Raw genomic sequence first — 19299 nt, 5'->3', positions numbered from 1 at the left:
GGTGAAAATGGTCAGAGTCCCCGTGCGCCGCGAACACGTGAGGTGGGAGATATGGCCGGGACACCACCAGGACCGCAGGCCCGCCCCGCTGAATGGTGGGAACGCCTGGCCGCCCGCTTCATTGAAGCGCTCGTCTTCGGGGTCTTCTATTACATTCTGTTCATTGCGCTGTGGGGCTTCTTGCGGACTGTCGGGATGTCGGAGGTGTTCGGTGGCCGGCTGCCCGGGGTGATCGGATGGGCGGTGGCCGGGTTCGCTTATGCCGGTTACGACTGGTGGGCTCATTCACGGCGCGGGCGCACGTTCGGTAAGGCGATCATGCGGATTCGCCTGGCGCCGGACGACCGGCCGCCCCGTACGCTGCTGAAACGGTCGCTGGTCTATCCGGCGCCGCTGATGCTCATGGGCATTCCGGTGGTCAATCTGGTGGCCGGAATGCTGCTCTTCGGCGTGGGGCTGCTCATCCTCATGGACAAGCCGCTGGAGCGGGGGCCGCACGACAGGGTGGCGGGAACGCGGGTGGTAAAAGATCTTCGGTGAGACCGGCGTACCTGGGGCGATGTCTTTTCGTAAAATTTTCGGTTGATCCGGTAAGGAGCCTGGAGAGACTGGCATTAGGCTATGGGGCGTCCGGGTTGCCGGATGATGGCGCCCCTGCGACACGCAGGGCATCTGTGTGCCGCTATGGTCGGGTACGGGTGGTCATCGCCCGCGCGTCATGAGGAGCCGGGCTCCCGTGGCGGCGCGCCGAGCGCTTTAAGCGCCCCCGAAACCCCGCTAGCCGTGGAGGCGAAGGACGAATGGAAGCCCTAACGGACGTATTGTCAGCGCTCATCCCCCCTCTGGTGGTGGCCGGCGCCTTCATCTTTGGCGTAGTGAAGTTGGTCCGCTCCGAGGCTCTGGGGGGCCGCCGAAACCGCGAGGATCAGCCCGAGCGGCAGAACTGATCGGCTAGTCAGCCGAATCCCCGTAGCGCTGAATTGTCTCCACGCCTTTCCGGGTATATGTTTGGGCAGGCGAATGAAACAATGCTCCGCGAAAGGATTGCGTACATGGCCAAGCAGATCCAGGAGATTCTCATCGATGACCTCGATGGGGGCGAGGCCAATGAGACGGTCAGCTTCGCTATTGACGGCTCCTCCTATGAGATTGACCTCAGCGACCTTAACGCGAAGAAGCTGAGGGACGCTCTCACGCCTTTCGTGCAGCACGCGCGCAGGGCGGGCGCCGTATCCACGCGTCGCCGCGGTCGCGGCGGCAGCCGTGCGATGAGCCGGGAGAAGAGCTCGGAGATCCGTCAGTGGGCCAAGGCCCACGGCCTGCCCGTCAGCGAGCGCGGCCGCATCGCCTCCACCGTCGTGGAGAAGTACGAGGCCGCTCACTGACAAGCCCGTCACTCGACCATGCGCTTATGATGTTCGCCTTGGACCCCGGCGGCCGCCATAAGCGCATGATCGTTTCCCCGGCGTCCCGCGAATCCGGACTCCGGTGGAGGATGATCTCCTAAGACGCCCAAATGTGGGCGTTTTGGGCGCGCGCGTTCACTGGCCATCCCCGGCGCCGGTTTCTGGCTGTTTCCGGCCGGGGCCGCGTTATGCGGGCGAGCGCGCGCCGAAAGCCGTGTGGGGCGGCCGAGCCCATTCAGGAGTACGCTCCGTGTACACCGGGCCGGTCGCCCCATTGCCCGTTCCCGGCATCATCCGCTTGTGCGCGGGCGAAATCGGCGACAGCCGGGGGTTAACCCGGCCGCCCAACTCTTCACGCGCTGTAGCGTAAAAGCGTGATCCACTGCCGCCGCATCCGGCGGGAAACCCGCGGCGTACGGATGCGCGGCCGCGCGCGATATCCCGGCCCCGCCCTCCGCCCGCGGGCATAAGACGCGAGTATGAGCAAGCCTCACGCATTGCCGGTTCCCCAGCATCGGCCCGCAATGCGACCAACTCGCGACCGGCCGGCATTCCGATTGCCGTGCACCTGCTCGTGCAAGGATCACGAGGAATGCGACGCATCAACCGGTGACGGCGTCTCATCATGCGGGACGCGTCCGGTAACCGGGCTGACCGGATGCCGCATTACCGATTACCGTCTGTACGGGCGCGCGCAGAAGCGCGGTGCGCGCAGGGTGGCGAGTTGTGCTCAGGGCGTAGTGCGCTCGCTTGGCCAAGCCTCGCATCACCACATACGATGACGTCAGAACAGATACGCGGCATCAGCGACGCGCGGGCGAAGCGGCGTCCCCAACGCCGCCTTCGTGCCAGGCGTCAGATGGCCAGATCCGTGAGGGATCCGCGTGCGCCGCGAGTGGCAATTCGCAGTCGCCCCGCCGGGGCGGCTTAAACATCGTTCGCTTGCGGCGTATCGGGAACATGTCACCCCCGAACAGTAGTTGGATGGAGGGTGAACGCCCTGCTCTCGGGGAACGTGTCTGCTATAGAGCGTGTCAGCGGCAGAGGGCACGGTTCGCCGAGCCAGGGCTAGCATGCGGGAGGACGGGACCGGATTTACCGGCCTGACTGACCGCTCTGTGAGGAGCGACGAGATGTTCGAGAGGTTCACCGACCGAGCGAGGCGTGTTGTCGTCTTGGCCCAAGAAGAGGCCAGGATGCTCAACCACAACTACATCGGCACTGAGCACATTCTTCTTGGTTTGATCCATGAAGGTGAAGGCGTGGCCGCCAAGGCTCTGGAGAGCCTCGGCATCAGCCTTGAGGGTGTGCGCCAGCAGGTCGAGGAGATCATCGGCCAGGGCCAGTCGGCTCCGTCGGGGCACATTCCGTTCACCCCGCGGGCCAAGAAGGTCCTCGAGCTGTCGCTCCGTGAGGCTTTGCAGCTGGGTCACAACTACATCGGCACCGAGCACATCCTGCTCGGGCTCATCCGTGAGGGTGAGGGTGTGGCGGCCCAGGTGCTGGTCAAGCTTGGAGCTGATCTCAACCGTGTCAGGCAGCAGGTGATCCAGCTGCTCCACGGTTACCAGGGCAAGGAGCCGGCCGCGGCGGGCGGCCCCCAGGAGTCGGCCCCGTCCACGTCCTTGGTGCTCGACCAGTTCGGCCGCAACCTGACCCAGGCCGCCCGCGAGGGCAAGCTGGATCCGGTCATCGGCCGTGAGAAGGAGATCGAGCGGGTCATGCAGGTCCTCTCCAGGAGGACCAAGAACAACCCCGTTCTCATCGGCGAGCCCGGCGTCGGCAAGACCGCCGTCGTCGAGGGCCTGTCGCAGAAGATCGTCAGGGGCGAGGTGCCCGAGACGCTGAAGGACAAGCAGCTCTACACGCTTGACCTCGGCGCCCTGGTCGCCGGCTCCCGTTACCGCGGCGACTTCGAAGAGCGCCTGAAGAAGGTGCTCAAGGAGATCCGCACGCGCGGCGACATCATCCTGTTCATCGACGAGCTGCACACGCTCGTGGGTGCGGGCGCCGCCGAGGGCGCGATCGACGCCGCCAGCATCCTCAAGCCGATGCTGGCCCGCGGCGAGCTGCAGACGATCGGCGCGACGACGCTCGATGAATACCGCAAATACCTGGAGAAGGACGCGGCGCTCGAGCGGCGCTTCCAGCCGATCCAGGTGGCCGAGCCCTCGCTCAGCCACACGATCGAGATCCTCAAGGGTCTGCGCGACCGCTACGAGGCCCACCACCGCGTGTCCATCACCGATGACGCGCTCGTGGCCGCCGCGCAGCTGGCCGACCGCTACATCAGCGACCGCTACCTTCCCGACAAGGCGATCGACCTCATCGACGAGGCCGGCTCCCGCATGCGCATCCGCCGCATGACCGCGCCGCCGGACCTGCGCGAATACGACGAGAAGATCGCCAACGTCCGCCGCGACAAGGAGTCCGCGATCGACGCGCAGGACTTCGAGAAGGCCGCTGCGCTCCGCGACCAGGAGAAGCAGCTGCAGCTCAAGCGCGAGCGGCGGGAGAAGGAGTGGAAGGCCGGCGACATGGACGTCGTGGCCGAGGTCACTCAGGAGCTCATCGCCGAGGTCCTGGCGACCGCCACCGGCATCCCGGTCTTCAAGCTGACTGAGGAGGAGTCGCAGCGCCTGCTCCGCATGGAGGACGAGCTCCACAAGCGGATCATCGGCCAGGACGACGCCATCAAGGGCCTGTCGCGCTCCATCCGGCGCACCCGCGCCGGTCTGAAGGACCCCCGCCGTCCCGGCGGCTCGTTCATCTTCGCCGGCCCGTCCGGCGTCGGTAAGACCGAGCTGTCCAAGGCGCTGGCGGAGTTCCTCTTCGGCGACGAGGACGCGCTGATCAGCCTGGACATGTCGGAGTTCATGGAGAAGCACACCGTCTCCAGGCTCTTCGGCTCGCCTCCCGGCTACGTCGGCTACGAAGAGGGCGGTCAGCTCACCGAGAAGGTGCGGCGCAAGCCGTTCTCCGTGGTCCTGTTCGACGAGATCGAGAAGGCCCACCCCGACATCTTCAACTCGCTGCTGCAGATCCTGGAAGACGGTCGACTGACCGACGCCCAGGGCCGGGTGGTCGACTTCAAGAACACGGTCATCATCATGACCACCAACCTCGGCACCCGCGACATCTCCAAGGGCATCGGGGTCGGGTTCGCGAAGTCCAACGACACCGAGTCCAACTACGAGCGGATGAAGGCGAAGGTCCAGGAGGAGCTCAAGCAGCACTTCCGGCCCGAGTTCCTCAACCGTGTCGACGACATCGTGGTCTTCCACCAGCTGACGCCGAACGAGATCATCAAGATCGTGGATCTGATGCTCGCCCAGGTCGACGCCCGCCTGAAGGACCGCGACATGGGGCTCGAGGTCTCGCCCGAGGCCAAGCAGCTGCTCGCCGACCGCGGCTACGACCCGGTCATGGGCGCCCGGCCGCTGCGCCGGACCATCCAGCGCGAGCTGGAGGACTCCCTGTCGGAGAAGATCCTCTACGGCGAGCTCCGGCCGGGGCAGGTCGTGAAGGTGACGGTGGAGGGCGAAGGCGACGACGCCAAGTTCATCTTCAAGGGGGAGACCTCCTCGAAGATCCCGGACTCGGCCGCCGCGATCGCCGCGCCGATCCAGAACTGACGCCCCTGTAAGGGCTCGGTCGAAAGCCCCCGTGTGAGCCACTCACACGGGGGCTTTCGCGTGTCTGGCGTCGGCAGAGGCCTCCGCCGGGTGTCTGGGGTCGGTGGGGGCCTTTCGTCTCCCTCGGGTCGGCGGAGGCCTCCGCCAGGTGTCTGGAGTCGGCGGGGCGTTCGCGTGTCTCGCGTTGGCGGGGTTTCGCGTGTCTGCGGGGTCGGCGGAAGGCCCGTAGACGCGTACGGGGATCTTCCGCTTGCTGAACGTCACGTACGGGTGGCCGCCGAGGGCGTGCTCGGACAGGTACGGGCAGGTTCTGAGCGCGGCGCCGTTCTTGCCTTCGCCGGCGCAAGATGACCAGGACGGCGTCCTCGGCCCCCCGCGGCTCTCCCCTGCCAGAGCGCCGCCGGATGCTCGCGGTGGGTCTGGAGGGTGGGCTCCGAAGGCTCTGAGGGGGCTTTTGGGGGGATGGTGGCGTTTGTCGGGTGTTCGGGGCGGGTGGGCGGTTCTGGGGCCGTACGAGGCGGGTACAGGCGGCCCGCACTCCGGTTGCTGCCGGAAAGAGAGGTCGTTGCCTAATCGTTGGACGGCCGGCTATGCCACCACCGCGAGTAGTACTACACTGCGTAGAGCATAGCCAAGTCTCATCCAAGTGAGTCACAAGAGCGCGATCTCAAACTGAGGGCTGCTCCCAGAGGAGTAGCGGACCATCAACTCAGGGCGGACGCGCGCGGCAGCCGCAGGCAGGCATGCTCACTTGGTCGCACGTCCGAGGCGGGCGACGGGACAACATCAGCAAGCCGTGGAGGAAACCGATGCGCCTGCGTCACGATGACGGAACGCTCGTTCACCTCGCCTACAACGCAGGCGTCCACCCCGCTGAGGACCTGGAGAACCTCATCGCGCACCTCACCCGATACGCGGTCCCGGTGCGCAAGCGGCTGGGCGTGGAGCGGATGGGGATCGGGCTGTGGCTGTCTCCGAGCGTCGCCGACCACCTCACCGCCGACCGGATCGAGCTCGTACGCCTGCGCCGCTCCCTTGAGGAGCGCGGCCTGGAGGTCGTCAGCCTCAACGGCACCGGCGGCCGCAACCAGGACGTTCCTGGCCCCGACTGGGCCAAGCCCGAGCGCTACCGCTACACGATGGCGCTGGCCAAGATCCTCGCCTTCCTGCTGCCGGAGGACGTCCGGTTCGGCAGCATCTCCACCATCCCCATCGGCTGGCGCCGCGACTGGCCCGCCGACCTGCACTCCATCGCCACCCGCCGGCTCGAGCGGCTGGCCCGCGAGCTGCGCGGCATCTACAGCACGACCGGAAAGACGATCAGGGTCGGGTTCGAGCCGTGGCCGGGGTGTGTGCTGGAGACGACCGAGCAGGCGCTGGAGCGGGTGGGCGGCATCGACTCCGAGCACCTGGGCGTGTGCCTCGACGCCTGCCACCTGGCCTGCGGGGCCGAGGAGCCGGGCGCGGCGCTCAAGGGGCTCGCCGCGGCGGGCGCGCCCGTGGTGAAGCTGGGGCACGTGCACAACCACACCGGCGAGACGCCCAGCACCGGGGCCGTGCTGCACGACACGCTGACCGCCCTGCTGTCGGGGGCCGTGAGCGGGAGCGCGCACATCGAGGTCGAGACCCACAACCTGACCGTGCCCGGCCGGGCCAAGGGGCCTGGCGCGCTGGTGTCGCTGCTGGCCGAGGAGCTGGCCTGGGCGCGGACGAACCTGACCAGCCTGGGGTTGCAGCTGGCCGCCTGATTCGTCTTCGGAGGGCCCGGTCGCTTGTCGGCCGGGCCCTCCGGCGTTCTCAGAGGTTGCCGAACCAGCCGGGGGTGTCCAGGCGCCAGGGGTTGGCGGGGGTCATGGTGCGCAGGTCGGCTTCGAGGGCGCTGAGGCGGTCCTCGCCGAGCTCGGCGGCCCAGCGGGCGCGCAGGGTGTCGAAGATGCGGGCCGAGCGGCTGAGGGCGTCGATGCCGTACGGGGTGAGGCGGACGAGCTTGCGGCGGCTGTCCTGGGGGTCGGCGGTGCGTTCGACGTAGCCGGCGCTCTCCAGGGTGTCGATGGTCTTGCCGGCCGCCTGTTTGGAGACGCCGAGTGCGCGGCCGAGCTCGACGGCGGTGGTGCCGTCAGGGCCGATGGCCTGCATGACGAAGCCGTGCATCGGGCGCAGGGTGGGGTGGCCCTGGCGGGCCAGCTCGGCGTGCAGCTCGTCGATGAACATGCGGAACGCGAGCAGCAGGCGCAGGGGCAGTTCGAAGCCTGGGCTTGACATTATAGACAACCTGGTTAACTATATTCGACAACGTGGTTGCCTAAATCTTAGGGGTGAAGCCTGGTGGCTGTCATAAGAGGCGCGCAGGCGCGCCGGTCGGAGACTCCTGGCGGGGTCATGACGACGTTCGCCTCGCCAGCGCAGGGCGGGGCGGCCCGGTCGATGTGGCGGGTCGACGCGCGGCCCGGTGCCGTGGGGCCGGTGCACGACTTCGATGCTGAGCAGGTGTGGAGCTGGGTCGCCGGGGCGGCGACCGTCGAGCTGGGCGGGCTGACGTACGCGGTCGCCGCCGGGGACACGGTCGTCATGCCGGCCCGTACCGTGCGGCGGGTGCTCGCCGACCCCGACGCCGGCTACAGCGCCGTCGTCACGGCTCCTGCCGGGGCTCGGGCGCTGGCCCCCGATGGTGCCGATTACGGCGTTCCGCCGTGGATCGCGTGAGAGAGGGGATGGCGATGGGTGTGGTCACGGCGTCAGAGGCGCGGCGGGTCGAGACGCCCAACGGGGTGATGACCACGCTCGCCTCGCCGACGCAGGGGCAGGCGGGGGCGGCGGTCTGGCGGGTGGAGGCGCGGCCGGGCATGGTGGGGCCGGTGCACGCGTTCGACGCCGAGCTGGTGTGGACGTGGCTCGACGGGGCCGCGGTGGTGACGCTGGGCGGCGAGCGGCACGAGGTGGGCGCCGGGGACACGATGGTGCTGCCCCCGGACGTCAGCCGGCAGATGGTCGCCGACGCCGAGCGCGGCTTCGTCTCGATCGTGACCGCACCGGCCGGGGCCAAGGTCTACAACCCGGACGGAAAGTCGGAACCCGACGCCTGCGACCTCGCCCCCAAGGACACAGAGCGCCTCGTGCCCCCGTGGGTCCGGTGAGCCCGGTGCGGTCAGCCCGCTGGGAGCGGTGACCCCTGCGGGCGGTCGGTGGAAGACCGGGGTCGACCCGCTGTGCGGTGCGGCCGTGCCAGGGCGGTCGTGCCGGGGCGGTCGTGCCGGGGCGGTCGTGCCGGGGCGGTCGTGCCGGGGCGGTCGGGCTGGCCGGTGGGCTCAGGCGTGGGGGAGGCGGTAGGTGCCGTCGTCCAATGCTTCGGCCAGGCCGTCGGTGATGAGACCGTCCAGGGCGCGTTCGCGCTGGGCGGCGTCGTCCCAGACCGCGTCCAGAGCCGACTTGGGGACCGGGCCGTGGGCGGCGCGGAGGACGGCCAGGAGGCGGCCGCGGCACTGGCGGTCGGTGCCGGCGTACGTCTGGCCCTTGCGGGCGGGGCCGGCGTGCGGCGGCTTGCCGTTCAGGCGCCAGGCACACAGCCCCGTGATCGGGCAGTCGGCGCAGCGGGGGGAGCGGGCCGTGCACACCAGGGCGCCCAGCTCCATGACGGCCACCCCCCACCGGGGCGCGCCCAGCTCGGGCAGCAGGCTCTCGGCGAGCCGGCGTTCGGCGGCCGAGGTGGCGGTGGGCGGATATTCCTCGCCGCGGATCGCCCGCGCGAACACCCGCCGCACGTTGGTGTCCAGCACCGCGTGCCGCCCGCCGTAGGCGAAGCTGGCGACGGCGGCCGCGGTGTACTCGCCGATGCCGGGCAGCGACAGCAGCGTCTCGTGGTCGGAGGGCACCTCGCCGCCGTGCTCGTCGGTGATGGCGCGGGCGCAGGCGTGCAGGCGCAGCGCGCGGCGCGGGTAGCCGAGCCGGCCCCAGTGGCGTACGGCCTCGCCCGGCTGCTCGGCGGCCAGCGCCTTGGGAGTGGGCCAGCGGTCCATCCACTCGTGCCAGATGGGCAGGACACGGACGACCGGGGTCTGCTGCAGCATGATCTCGCTGACCAGCACCCCCCACGGTGTCGCGTCGGGGGCGCGCCAGGGGAGGTCCCGGGCGTTGTCCTCGTACCAGTCCAGAACGGGGGTGTGCAGGAGGTTCGGCTCAACCACGCGGTCAAGCGTATTCGTAGATTAAGGCCGTCGGCGTGTCGTCACCCTACGTGGTCGCTCTCTCACCATCCTTGGCGTATGGACCCGGATACTGTGCGTGGCGACGGCGGTGACATCTACTGGCGGCGCCGGATGAGCGTACTGGTGGCAGTGCTCGTCGTGGTGGCCGTGGTGGCCTGGGCGTGCTCCAGTGGCGGCAGCGGGCCGGAGCGGGAGTCCCGTGCCCAGTCGTCACCGAGCGTCAGTGCCACGCCAGCCGTCGATCCGCTGCTCTCGGGCCTGCGTACGCTGGCCATGGGCACCGCGAGCCCGTCGCCCACGCCGACGGCCAGCCCCAAGCCGTCGCCGTCCGCCCGGCCCAAGCGACCGGGTGAGCCGTGCGCGGACGAGGACCTCGTCCTCCACCTGCAGGGCGGCGGCAAGGAGCCGATCTACGCGGGCGGCGCGCGGCCGTCGTTCCTGGTGACGCTGGTCAACACGGGTCCGGTGATGTGCACGGCCGACGTGGGGCCACGGGCCATGGAGGTCCGCATCACCTCGGGCTCCGACCGCATCTGGTCCACGGCCGACTGCGTGAGCGGCGAGGGCACCGACGTCAAGCAACTGCAGCGCGGCGTGCCGTACGTGCGCTCGCTGGAGTGGGACCGGCGGCGCTCCAGCTCCGACTGCCGCGCCACCCCGCCGTCCGCGCTGCCCGGCACGTACGTGGCCATGGTGCGGATGGGCAAGCTCCGCAGCCCGAAGGGCGTCTTCCACCTGCGCTGACCCTGGCTCACGCGCGGTCGTAGCGCGTCACCACCACGCCCTCGTCGCAGACCCGCGACTCCGCGAACCGCAGCCCCAGCCGGTCGCCGCCGCGCGGGAACAGCGGCCGGCCGCCGCCCAGCACCACCGGGTGCACGGCGATGTGGTACTCGTCGATGAGCCCCAGCCGCGTCAGCTCTCCGGCCAGGCCCGAGCCGCCTGTCAGCAGCAGGTCGGCGCCTGGCTGCCGCTTGAGGTCGGTGATGCGTTCCGCCAGGTCGGTGCCGATCACTTCGGTGGCCCAGTCGTCGTGCTCGATGGTGGTCGAGGCGACGATCTTCGGGGTGCTGCGCCACAGGGGGGCGAACTTGAGGACGTGGGGGTGGTCGGACATCTTCTCGGCGTTCGGCCAGAAGGCGACCATGCCCTCCCAGACGCCCCGGCCGTACAGGAAGGTGTCGCTGCGCTCGCAGAGCGCCTCGGAGTAGGCCGAAAGCTCCTCGCCCATCATGGGCCAGTCGAACTCGCCGGCGGGGCCGTCGATGTGGCCGTCGATGGAGGTGTGCACCCAGAAGATGAGCTTGCGCATGGTGTCCGGTCCCTTCAGTGGTCGCTGTCGTGAAGGGGTCGGAGCGGATCGGCTGTTCTCGACATGCGGCGGGAAAAATGTTCCGGCCGGAGGGAGGCGTTCCGGCCTGCGGAAACGCGGGGGCGACGGGGTCAGACGTAGCGTTCGAGGATGGAGGACTCGGCGAGGCGGGAGAGGCCCTCGCGGACGCTGCGGGCGCGGGACTCGCCGACCCCGCCCACCGCCTGGAGGTCGTCGATGCTGGCCGCGAGCAGCTTCTGCAGGCTGCCGAAGTGGTTGACCAGCCGGTCGACGACCGTGGCGGGCAGCCTGGGCACCTTGGCGAGCAGGCGGAAGCCGCGCGGGCTGACCGGGCTTTCGAGCTGGTCGGCGCCGCTGTGGCCGAGCACGCGCGCCACCGCCGACAGGTCGAGCAGCTCGCCGGCCGACAGGTGGTCGAGGTCGTGCACGGCCTCCAGCAGGCGGCGCTGGCGGCGGCCGGCCGGGGCCGGGAGGTAGTCGCGGATGACCAGCTCGCGCTCGGAGTCGACGCCGGCCACCAGCTCGTCGAGCTGGAGCGAGAGCAGGCGGCCGTCCGTGCCGAGCTCGACGACGTAGCCCTTGATCTCGTCGGAGATGCGCCTGACCATCTCCAGGCGCTGCGCCACGGCGGCGACGTCGCGCACGGTCACCAGGTCTTCGATCTCCAGCGCCGACAGGGTGCCGGAGACCTCGTCGAGGCGGTGTTTGTAGCGCTCAAGGGTGGCCAGCGCCTGGTTGGCCTTGGACAGGATGGCCGCCGACTCTTCGAGGACGTAGCGGATGCCGTCGAGGTAAAGGGCGATGATCCGCATCGACTTGCTGATCGCGATGATCGGCAGGCCGGTCTGCCGGGCGACGCGCTGCGCGGTGCGGTGGCGGGTGCCCGACTCGTCGGTGGGGATCGAGGGGTCGGGGACGAGGTGGACCGCGGCCCGGACGATCTTGTCGTCGTCGCTCACCACGATGGCGCCGTCCATCTTCGCCAGCTCGCGCAGCCGGGTGGCCGAGAAGTCGACGTCGAGCTCGAAACCGCCGCTGCACAGCTCTTCGACGACACGGTTGTAGCCGAGCACGATCAGCCCGCCGGTCTGCCCGCGCAGGATGCGTTCGAGGCCGTCGCGCAGAGGTGTGCCCGGCGCAACAGCGGCCAGCGCTTCGCGACGGCGGTCGTCAAGACTCCTATCCACCTGACCCCCGTGTCGATCGGTCACCTCAGCTTAGCCGCGCTCAGGTGACGTGTGTGAGTGCGTCCCAGACGTTCTCCGCCTGCACCACCTCGAACCCGGGAGCGAACGCGACCGGCCCGACCGGCACCAGCGCGCGCTGGCCGCCGCGCCTGCGGCCGCCCTCTTCGAGCGATCCGGCGGGCACGAGGGCCCGCTTGAAGCCCAGCCTGGCGGCCTCGGTGAGCCGCCTGCGGACGTCTTTGACCGGACGCAGCTCGCCCGCGAGACCGACCTCGCCGAGCGCCACCAGACCGGCGGGCAGCGGCTTGTCGCCTGCCGCGCTCGCGACGGCCAGCATGACGGACAGATCGACGGCCGGATCGGCCAGCCGGATGCCGCCGACCGTGGCGGTGAAGACGTCGCAGCCGCCGAGCCTGGCGTTGAGCCGCCGCTCCAGCACGGCGAGGATCATCTGCACGCGGTAGGTGTCGAGGCCGGAGGACGTGCGGCGGGGCTGCTGGGCGTCGGTGCGCGCGACCAGCGCCTGCACCTCGGCGGGCAGCGGGCGGGTGCCCTCGACGGTGACGGTGACGCAGGTGCCGGGCACCGGCTCGCTGCGCCGGGAGACGAACAGCCCGCTCGGGTCGGTGATGCCCTCGATGCCGCGCTCGTGCAGGTCGAAGCAGCCGACCTCGTCGGTGGGGCCGAACCGGTTTTTGATCGCGCGGACCATGCGCAGCCGGGAGTGGCGGTCGCCCTCGAAGCTGAGCACCACGTCGACCAGGTGCTCAAGGGTGCGGGGGCCGGCGATGGAGCCCTCTTTGGTGACGTGGCCGACGATGAGCGTGGCCATGTTGCGCTCTTTGGCCAGCCGCACGAGGTTGGCGGCCACCTCGCGCACCTGCGTGACGCCGCCCGGCACGCCCGTGGTCTGGGTGGTGCCGATCGTCTGGACGGAGTCGACCACGAGCAGCTGCGGCTGCACCTTGTCGACGTGGGTGACCAGGGCCGCCAGCTCGGTCTCCGCGGCGAGATAGAGCTGGTCCTGGATCGCGCCGATGCGGTCGGCGCGCAGCCGCACCTGGGCGGCGGACTCCTCGCCCGTGACATAGAGGACGGTGGTGCGCTCGGCGATGCGGGCGGCGGCTTCGAGCAGCAGCGTGGACTTGCCGATGCCGGGCTCGCCCGCCAGCAGCACGACCGCGCCGGGCACCAGGCCGCCGCCGAGCACCCGGTCGAGCTCGCCCACGCCGGTGGTGCGCGCCGCCGCCACCTCGGCCTTGACCTGGCCGATCGGCAGGGCGGGAGCGCTGGTGGCGCCGGCCTGAACGACGGTGGCGCCGCGGGCGCCCTCTTCGTCGACCGTGCCCCACGCCTGGCACTCGCCGCACCTGCCCACCCACTTGGGGGTGCGCCAGCCGCACTCGGCACAGCGGTATCCGGGCTTCTGGGCTGTCTTGGCCATGAGGAGCAGGCTAGCGCCCGGGGGCGACAATCCCGCCCGTACGGATCAGGACAGGCCGAGCTCGGCCTCCAGCAGGCGCTTCGGCTTGGCGCCCACGATCTGCTTGACCGGCTCGCCGCCCTCGAACAGCAGCATCGTCGGCACGGCCAGCACGCCATAGCGGACCATGATCTCGGGGTTCTCGTCGGTGTTGAGCTTGCCGATCGTCAGCCCGTGCTCGGCCTCGATCTGCTCGAGTACGGGACCCACCATCCGGCACGGACCGCACCACTCGGCCCAGAACTCGACCAGCACCGGCTTGTCGTTCCTGAGCACCTGCTCCTCGTAGTTCTCGGTGGTCAGCTTGATCATCTTCATCCCCTCACGAAGCAACCTGGGCAGGACTGGGCGAGCTGGGCGGCCACCTCGGCGCGCCGGGCGAGCAGCACCCGGATCTCCTGGTCGATCTCGCTGAGCTTGCGCTCGTAGACCTCGACCGACTCGGCGCACGAGCCCCCTGAGCTGTGGCCACGGCGCAGGCAGTCGACGAACGGCCGCGTCTCCTCCAGCGTGAAGCCGATCTGGAGCAGCGCGCGGATCTCGGAGACGAGCCTGACGTCGTCCTCGGTGTAGGTCCGGTAGCCGTTGGACGCCCGCCGGGCGTGGAGCAGGCCGTTCTTCTCGTAGTAGCGGAGGGAGCGGGTGCTCACTCCGGTGCGTTCCGCCAGCTCACCGATGCGCATGCGGCCAGGCTAAACGTTGACATCGGCGTCAATGTCAAGCGCTCAGAAGAAGCGCCAGCGCAGCACGTTGGGGTAGGCCAGCTCAAGGCCGGGCGTCTCGGCGATGGCCTGCTCGGCCACCTCGGGGGCGAACTCGATGCGCAGCACCGCCTCCAGGTCGGCCCTGCGCTGGAAGACCATCCTGAGGTCGAGCGGCCTGCGCTGCCAGCCGTGACGGTCCCAGAACGCCTCGACCTCGCGGGCGGAGTAGGTCGGCACCGTACGGGAGAACCACCGCCCGAACGGCCCCCGCGTCGCGTCGAGGTCCACCACGAACGCGGCGCCGCCCCTGCGGACCACCCGCGACAGCTCGCGCAGCCCCGGCTCGCACCCCGGCCCGAAGAAGTACGCCCACCGCGCCATGGCGACGTCCACCCCGGCGTCGGGCAGCGGCAGGTCCTGGGCCGCTGCGGCGTGCACGGTCACGTTGGGCAGCCCTGAGCAGCGGCGGCGGGCAAGCGCGGCGAGGTCGCCGTGCGGCTCGACGCCGATCACCCGCGCCGCTTCCGCGGCCAGGATCGGCAGGTGGTAGCCGGTGCCGCAGCCGATGTCGAGCACGGTGGCGCCGGCCCAGGGACGCAGTGCGCGCATCGCGGCGTCGGCGGCGCCGTCGGGGTCGGCCGCGCGGTTCTCCAGCTCGTAGATCTGGGGCGTGTTCCAGATGTTGGGGCTGGGGATTGCGCCCTTCGCGATCCGTGGCATGCGTCCCACGCTAGGGCCTTTCTTGCACTCCACCGGACGGGGCAGAAGGGCCTGACGCGCCAGATCGGCTTCTCCGGCTTAGGCTGGCTACGTGGCTGATGTCATCCGCGTGCCCAATGCGAAGATCGCATTGTCCACTGCTTCGGTATATCCGGAACGCACTCCCGACGCGTTCGAGCTCGCCGCCCGCCTGGGCTATGACGGCGTGGAGATCATGGTCGGGGCCGATCCCGTGAGCCAGGACATCGACGTGATCGAGCGCCTGTCCGATCACTACGAGATCCCCGTCCTGGCCATCCACGCGCCCTGCCTGCTGGTCACGCAGCGGGTGTGGGGGCGCGACCCCTGGGCCAAGCTGGTCAAGGCACAGAAGGCGGCCGAACGGCTCGGCGCGTCGACGGTCGTGGTCCACCCGCCGTTCCGCTGGCAGCGCGACTACGCGCGCGACTTCGAGAACGGGCTGGCCAGGATGCGCGACGAGACCGACATCACGTTCGCGGTGGAGAACATGTTCCCGCTGCGTGCCAGGGGCAACGACGTGGTGCCTTACTCGCCTGACTGGAATCCCATCGACTACGACTTCCCCCAGGTCACGCTCGACCTGTCGCACACCGCCGTGTCCGGCTCCGACGCCATGGAGATGGCGACCAAGCTCGGCGACCGGCTCGCGCACCTGCACCTCGCCGACGGGCTCGGCGTGACCAACAAGGACGAGCACCTCGTGCCGGGCAGGGGCAACCAGCCGTGCGCGCCGATGCTGGAGCGGCTGGCCGGCAACGGCTACTCCGGGCTGGTGGTCCTCGAGATCAACACCAGGAAGGCCGCCAGCCGCACCGAGCGCATCGACGACCTGGCGGAGGGCCTGGCCTTCGCCCGGCTGCACCTGGCGGCGTCAACATGAGCGGGCCGCTCAAGGATCTGGCACGGACGTTCGACCGGGTGGCCGACGCCTACGACGAGGGGCGGCCCGGCTATCCCGACGAGGTCTACCGCGCGATGACGGAGGTGTCGGGCGTCGAGCTCGACGGCGCCACCACGGTCGACGTGGGGGCCGGCACCGGCATCATGACGCGGGCGCTGCGGGCGCGCGGCTCGCGGGTGATCGCGGTCGATCCCGGCGAGCCGATGCTGGGCCACCTGGTCGCCAAGGCGGCGGCCGAAGCCGGGCCGGAGGCCCGCCCGGCGCCCGGGGCGGACGGCGGGCGGAAGCCCGAGGCGCAGGCCGGCGTGAGCGGTGGGGCGAGGGTGCCGCTCGCGGCGGTGCTGGGTGACGGGAACGCGCTGCCGCTGACCGACGGCGTGGCCGACCTGGTGACGTACGCGCAGTCGTGGCACTGGCTCGACCCCGCGGTCTCCATCGCCGAGGCGCGGCGGGTGCTGCGCCCCGGCGGCGCGATCGTCGGCTGCTGGAACTTCAACCACGCCGCCCAGGCCGACTGGCTGGCCGCCTACGAGACCAGGCTGGCCGAGGAGGTGCCCACCTACTACGGCCCGGCGGTCGAGGAGTGGTCGGTGCCGCCGATCGCGTCGGCGTTCGAGGTGGTGGGGGAGCGCTGGATCCCGTGGACGCGGCTGGTCGGCATCGAGCACTTCCTGCTCGACCTGCGCTCCCACTCGTACATGGCGGCGCTGTCGCCGGAGCGGGCCGACGAGGTGGTGGGCCGGCGGCGGGCGGAGCTGCGGGCGGCGTTCCCCGAGGGCGTGCTGTCGGTGCCGATGCGGGTCTATCTGGCGGTGGGCCGGTGAGGCGCTGCCGGCCGGGCGGGGTGCCGCGATGACCAATCAGCGGCGGCGGCCGGGGCGCAGGCCGGGCTCGGCCGACACGCGCGGGGAGATCCTGGCGGCGGCGCGGAAGGTGTTCGCGGAGAAGGGGTTCGACAAGGCGACCGTACGCGGCATCGCGCGGGAGGCCGGCGTCGATCCCGCGCTCGTGCACCACTATTTCGCCACGAAGGAGGGCATGTTCGTGGCGGCCCTACGGCTGCCGGTCACGCCGGAGGAGGTGATCCCGCTCCTGCTGGAGGGGCCGCGCGAGGAGATCGGGACGCGGCTGGTGCGCATGCTGCTGCGGGTGACGTCCGAGCCGGAGACGCGCGAGCCGATGGTGGCGCTGCTGCGCTCGGCGATGACCCACGAGCAGTCGGCCACGATGTTCCGCGAGTTCATCTCGAACGCGCTGCTCTACCAGGTGGCCGACCGGCTGGGGGTGCCGCATCTGCGGGTGGAGGCGGCCTTCGCGCAGATGTTCGGCGTGATCCTCGCTCGTTACGTGCTCAAGCTGGAGCCCCTGGCGAGTGCGAGCCACGATGAGCTGGTCGAGCTGCTGGGGCCGACGGTTCAGCGCTACTTCTGCGGGTAGAGCATTGTTCTAGAATGGGCGATGACCTTAGGGTATGTCGCGTGAGCCAGTAAAGTTACTCGTGGGTAGGATTGTGGCACATGCCTGCGCAGCGGGTGACCGTACGCTGACAGCCAACGTCGTCTGTGGGAGGACCCGTGCTCTGGGTAGCCGTCATCGGGCTCGTCATGACCGTCGCGGCGGTGGCCGTCGCCGGCCGGAGGGTGCTGTTCCTGTACAAGCTCGCGACCGTGGGCCCACCGGCGCCCGAACGCACCGAGTACGCCAGGACCCACGTGGGCGACGAGATCAAGGCCCAGCTCGTCGAGGTGTTCGGGCAGAAGAAGCTGCTGAAGTGGACGCCGTCGGGCGTCGCGCACTTCTTCGTCATGTGGGCGTTCTTCATCCTGCTGACCGTCTACATCGAGGCGTACGGCGCGATCATCCAGGGCGCGATCACCGGCACTCCTGACTTCCACATCCCGCTCATCGGCACCTGGGCGGTGCTGGGCTTCCTCCAGGACTTCATCGCGGTGGCCTGCGTGCTCGGCCTGGTCGCCTTCGCGATCATCCGCGTGCGCAACTCGCCGAAGCAGCTCGGCCGCGGCTCGCGCTTCTCCGGCTCGCACCTGGGCGGCGCCTGGCTGGTCCTGTTCATGATCTTCAACATCATCTGGACCCTCTTCCTGGCCAGGGGCGCCGCCGCGGCCAACGGCAACCTGCCCTACTCCTCCGGCGCGTTCGTCTCGCTCGCGCTCGGTGACGTGCTGCCGCAGAGCGCGCTGCTGGAGGAGATCGCGCTGCTCCTGCACATCGGCTTCATGCTGGTGTTCCTGGTCATCGTGGTCAACTCCAAGCACCTGCACATCTTCACCGCCCCGCTCAACGTGCTGTTCTCCCGCCGCCCCGACGGGCTGGGCGGCGCGCCCGAGCTGCGCATCGACGGCAAGCCGGTCGACTTCGAGGACGAGGACCTCGACCCCGAGCGGCTCGGCCGCGGCAAGATCGCCGACACCACGTGGAAGGGCTTCCTCGACTTCTACTCCTGCACCGAGTGCGGTCGCTGCCAGTCGCAGTGCCCGGCGTGGAACACCGACAAGCCGCTGTCGCCGAAGATGCTCATCCTCGACCAGCGCGACCACGCCTTCGCGGTGGCCCCCTACCTGATGGCCGCCCAGAACGGCGTCGAGCACAAGGACACCGACGTGCTCGCGCTGCTGGAGAAGCCGCTGGTCGGCGAAGAGGGCGTCATCCACCCCGACGTGCTGTGGTCGTGCACCAACTGCGGCGCCTGCGTCGAGCAGTGCCCGGTGGACATCGAGCACATCGACCACATCCTCGACATGCGCCGCTACCAGGTGATGGTGGAGTCGTCGTTCCCGTCCGAGGCGGGGGTGATGGTGAAGAACCTGGAGAACAAGGGCAACCCGTGGGGCATGTCCGAGATGAAGCGGGCCGACTGGATCGGCGAGCTCGACTTCGAGGTCGAGGTCGTCGAGGACAAGATGCCCGAGGACGCCGAATACCTGTTCTGGGTGGGCTGCGCGGGCGCGCTGGAGGACCGGGCGAAGAAGACCACCAAGGCCGTGGCGGAGCTGCTGCACATCGCGGGCGTCAAGTTCGCGGTGCTCGGCCCGATGGAGGCGTGCTCCGGCGACCCGGCGCGGCGGCTGGGCATGGAATATGTGTTCAACGCGCTCGCCCAGCAGAACATCGAGACGCTCAACGAGGCGGGCGTCAAGAAGATCGTGGCCACCTGCCCCCACTGCTTCAACACGCTGGCCAACGAATATCCGCAGCTCGGCGGCACGTACGAGGTCGTGCACCACACCCAGCTGCTGGCCAAGCTGGTCGACGAGGGCCTGCTGACCCCGATCACCCCGATCGAGGAGAAGATCACCTACCACGACCCGTGCTTCCTCGGCCGCCACAACAAGGTCTACTCCCAGCCGCGCGACATCATGGCGAAGGTGCCCGGCGTGCAGACCCAGGAGATGCACCGTCACAAGGACCGGGGCTTCTGCTGCGGCGCCGGCGGCGCGCGCATGTGGATGGAGGAGCGCATCGGCAAGCGCATCAACACCGAGCGCGTGGACGAGGCGCTGACCACGAATCCCGACACGGTCTCGACCGCGTGCCCGTTCTGCATGGTGATGCTCGGTGACGCGATCAACGAGAAGAAGAACAACGGCGAGGCCAAGGAATCGCTGGAGGTCGTGGACGTCGCCCAGCTCCTGATCAAGTCCGTCAAGAGCGCGTCCTGACCGTAACATGTCGGACTCCTCCACATG

Annotated in this window: 19 protein-coding genes; 11 read left to right on the top strand and 8 right to left on the bottom strand. The window is 69.7% G+C overall.

What is annotated here, in order from left to right:
* Positions 1 to 51: 51 nt before the first annotated feature.
* The 4 genes from ACFFR3_RS33615 (at position 52) to ACFFR3_RS33600 (ending at position 6789) form a co-directional block, all read left to right on the top strand.
* The gene (locus tag ACFFR3_RS33615; protein WP_355412607.1) at positions 52 to 540 is read left to right on the top strand and encodes an RDD family protein; all 489 of its coding nucleotides are present in this window, start codon (positions 52 to 54) and stop codon (positions 538 to 540) included.
* Positions 541 to 1052: 512 nt separating this feature from the next.
* Complete coding sequence (locus tag ACFFR3_RS33610; protein ID WP_090937978.1) at positions 1053 to 1385, top strand: histone-like nucleoid-structuring protein Lsr2; 333 nt, start codon at positions 1053 to 1055, stop codon at positions 1383 to 1385.
* Between the two features lie 1154 nt (positions 1386 to 2539).
* Entirely contained in the window at positions 2540 to 5041 is a 2502-nt protein-coding gene (locus ACFFR3_RS33605) for an ATP-dependent Clp protease ATP-binding subunit (RefSeq protein WP_345392338.1), read from the top strand.
* 809 nt (positions 5042 to 5850) lie between these two features.
* Complete coding sequence (locus ACFFR3_RS33600; protein WP_364367609.1) at positions 5851 to 6789, top strand: TIM barrel protein; 939 nt, start codon at positions 5851 to 5853, stop codon at positions 6787 to 6789.
* Positions 6790 to 6838: 49 nt separating this feature from the next.
* On the opposite strand, the gene ACFFR3_RS33595 is transcribed toward ACFFR3_RS33600, so the two are convergent.
* On the bottom strand, positions 6839 to 7303 hold the full coding sequence (locus ACFFR3_RS33595) for a MarR family winged helix-turn-helix transcriptional regulator (RefSeq protein WP_379484445.1): 465 nt from the start codon (positions 7301 to 7303) through the stop codon (positions 6839 to 6841).
* 63 nt (positions 7304 to 7366) lie between these two features.
* On the opposite strand from ACFFR3_RS33595, the gene ACFFR3_RS33590 reads away from it, so the two are divergent.
* Together ACFFR3_RS33590 and ACFFR3_RS33585 are read left to right on the top strand one after the other, a co-directional pair.
* Positions 7367 to 7744 (top strand): cupin domain-containing protein, encoded by a 378-nt coding sequence (locus ACFFR3_RS33590; protein ID WP_345392332.1) that lies wholly within the window; start codon positions 7367 to 7369, stop codon positions 7742 to 7744.
* A 14-nt stretch (positions 7745 to 7758) separates the two neighbouring features.
* Positions 7759 to 8175 carry a cupin domain-containing protein gene (locus ACFFR3_RS33585; RefSeq protein WP_379484444.1) on the top strand — a complete coding sequence of 139 codons (417 nt, stop codon included), beginning with the start codon at positions 7759 to 7761 and terminating at the stop codon, positions 8173 to 8175.
* A 171-nt stretch (positions 8176 to 8346) separates the two neighbouring features.
* Here ACFFR3_RS33585 and ACFFR3_RS33580 read toward each other — a convergent pair whose 3' ends face one another.
* A complete protein-coding gene (locus tag ACFFR3_RS33580) occupies positions 8347 to 9222 on the bottom strand; it encodes an iron-sulfur binding domain-containing protein (RefSeq protein ID WP_364367597.1) in 876 nt (291 codons plus the stop codon).
* A gap of 78 nt (positions 9223 to 9300) precedes the next feature.
* On the opposite strand from ACFFR3_RS33580, the gene ACFFR3_RS33575 reads away from it, so the two are divergent.
* Positions 9301 to 9987: a hypothetical protein gene (locus ACFFR3_RS33575; RefSeq protein WP_379484443.1), complete on the top strand. Its 687-nt coding sequence runs from the start codon at positions 9301 to 9303 to the stop codon at positions 9985 to 9987.
* A 7-nt stretch (positions 9988 to 9994) separates the two neighbouring features.
* On the opposite strand, the gene ACFFR3_RS33570 is transcribed toward ACFFR3_RS33575, so the two are convergent.
* The 6 genes from ACFFR3_RS33570 to ACFFR3_RS33545 all read right to left on the bottom strand — a co-directional run bounded on the left by ACFFR3_RS33570 (position 9995) and on the right by ACFFR3_RS33545 (position 14670).
* Complete coding sequence (locus ACFFR3_RS33570; RefSeq protein ID WP_364367591.1) at positions 9995 to 10555, bottom strand: dihydrofolate reductase family protein; 561 nt, start codon at positions 10553 to 10555, stop codon at positions 9995 to 9997.
* Positions 10556 to 10686: 131 nt separating this feature from the next.
* Complete coding sequence (disA, locus tag ACFFR3_RS33565; protein ID WP_345392320.1) at positions 10687 to 11763, bottom strand: DNA integrity scanning diadenylate cyclase DisA; 1077 nt, start codon at positions 11761 to 11763, stop codon at positions 10687 to 10689.
* 40 nt (positions 11764 to 11803) lie between these two features.
* Complete coding sequence (gene radA, locus ACFFR3_RS33560; RefSeq protein ID WP_364367588.1) at positions 11804 to 13207, bottom strand: DNA repair protein RadA; 1404 nt, start codon at positions 13205 to 13207, stop codon at positions 11804 to 11806.
* Positions 13208 to 13252: 45 nt separating this feature from the next.
* Positions 13253 to 13564: a thioredoxin gene (gene trxA / locus ACFFR3_RS33555; protein ID WP_345392317.1), complete on the bottom strand. Its 312-nt coding sequence runs from the start codon at positions 13562 to 13564 to the stop codon at positions 13253 to 13255.
* Positions 13561 to 13929 carry a MerR family transcriptional regulator gene (locus ACFFR3_RS33550; protein ID WP_355412580.1) on the bottom strand — a complete coding sequence of 123 codons (369 nt, stop codon included), beginning with the start codon at positions 13927 to 13929 and terminating at the stop codon, positions 13561 to 13563. The genes trxA and ACFFR3_RS33550 overlap by 4 nt, the downstream gene beginning before the upstream one ends.
* 42 nt (positions 13930 to 13971) lie before the next feature.
* Positions 13972 to 14670: a class I SAM-dependent methyltransferase gene (locus ACFFR3_RS33545; RefSeq protein ID WP_345392311.1), complete on the bottom strand. Its 699-nt coding sequence runs from the start codon at positions 14668 to 14670 to the stop codon at positions 13972 to 13974.
* A gap of 91 nt (positions 14671 to 14761) precedes the next feature.
* On the opposite strand from ACFFR3_RS33545, the gene ACFFR3_RS33540 reads away from it, so the two are divergent.
* From ACFFR3_RS33540 to ACFFR3_RS33525, 4 genes are all read left to right on the top strand, one after another.
* Positions 14762 to 15571, top strand: coding sequence for a sugar phosphate isomerase/epimerase family protein (locus ACFFR3_RS33540; RefSeq protein ID WP_364367581.1), 810 nt, complete (start codon positions 14762 to 14764; stop codon positions 15569 to 15571).
* Entirely contained in the window at positions 15568 to 16416 is an 849-nt protein-coding gene (locus ACFFR3_RS33535; protein ID WP_364367578.1) for a class I SAM-dependent methyltransferase, read from the top strand. The genes ACFFR3_RS33540 and ACFFR3_RS33535 overlap by 4 nt, the downstream gene beginning before the upstream one ends.
* Positions 16417 to 16444: 28 nt before the next feature.
* Positions 16445 to 17029 (top strand): TetR/AcrR family transcriptional regulator, encoded by a 585-nt coding sequence (locus ACFFR3_RS33530; protein WP_364367575.1) that lies wholly within the window; start codon positions 16445 to 16447, stop codon positions 17027 to 17029.
* A 137-nt stretch (positions 17030 to 17166) separates the two neighbouring features.
* Complete coding sequence (locus tag ACFFR3_RS33525; RefSeq protein WP_364367572.1) at positions 17167 to 19272, top strand: (Fe-S)-binding protein; 2106 nt, start codon at positions 17167 to 17169, stop codon at positions 19270 to 19272.
* Positions 19273 to 19299: the final 27 nt, after the last annotated feature.

The sequence above is a fragment of the Nonomuraea salmonea genome, assembly GCF_042428605.1.
GTDB lineage: Bacteria > Actinomycetota > Actinomycetes > Streptosporangiales > Streptosporangiaceae > Nonomuraea > Nonomuraea salmonea.
This window is presented reverse-complemented; position numbering and strand designations above follow the sequence as displayed.

Coding starts and splice junctions, on each gene's coding strand:
- ACFFR3_RS33615 (WP_355412607.1), top strand. CDS start 52: ATGGCCGGGACACCACCAGGACCGCAGGCCCGCCCCGCTGAATGGTGG.
- ACFFR3_RS33610 (WP_090937978.1), top strand. CDS start 1,053: ATGGCCAAGCAGATCCAGGAGATTCTCATCGATGACCTCGATGGGGGC.
- ACFFR3_RS33605 (WP_345392338.1), top strand. CDS start 2,540: ATGTTCGAGAGGTTCACCGACCGAGCGAGGCGTGTTGTCGTCTTGGCC.
- ACFFR3_RS33600 (WP_364367609.1), top strand. CDS start 5,851: ATGCGCCTGCGTCACGATGACGGAACGCTCGTTCACCTCGCCTACAAC.
- ACFFR3_RS33595 (WP_379484445.1), bottom strand. CDS start 7,303: ATGTCAAGCCCAGGCTTCGAACTGCCCCTGCGCCTGCTGCTCGCGTTC.
- ACFFR3_RS33585 (WP_379484444.1), top strand. CDS start 7,759: ATGGGTGTGGTCACGGCGTCAGAGGCGCGGCGGGTCGAGACGCCCAAC.
- ACFFR3_RS33575 (WP_379484443.1), top strand. CDS start 9,301: ATGGACCCGGATACTGTGCGTGGCGACGGCGGTGACATCTACTGGCGG.
- ACFFR3_RS33570 (WP_364367591.1), bottom strand. CDS start 10,555: ATGCGCAAGCTCATCTTCTGGGTGCACACCTCCATCGACGGCCACATC.
- radA (WP_364367588.1), bottom strand. CDS start 13,207: ATGGCCAAGACAGCCCAGAAGCCCGGATACCGCTGTGCCGAGTGCGGC.
- trxA (WP_345392317.1), bottom strand. CDS start 13,564: ATGAAGATGATCAAGCTGACCACCGAGAACTACGAGGAGCAGGTGCTC.
- ACFFR3_RS33550 (WP_355412580.1), bottom strand. CDS start 13,929: ATGCGCATCGGTGAGCTGGCGGAACGCACCGGAGTGAGCACCCGCTCC.
- ACFFR3_RS33545 (WP_345392311.1), bottom strand. CDS start 14,670: ATGCCACGGATCGCGAAGGGCGCAATCCCCAGCCCCAACATCTGGAAC.
- ACFFR3_RS33535 (WP_364367578.1), top strand. CDS start 15,568: ATGAGCGGGCCGCTCAAGGATCTGGCACGGACGTTCGACCGGGTGGCC.
- ACFFR3_RS33530 (WP_364367575.1), top strand. CDS start 16,445: ATGACCAATCAGCGGCGGCGGCCGGGGCGCAGGCCGGGCTCGGCCGAC.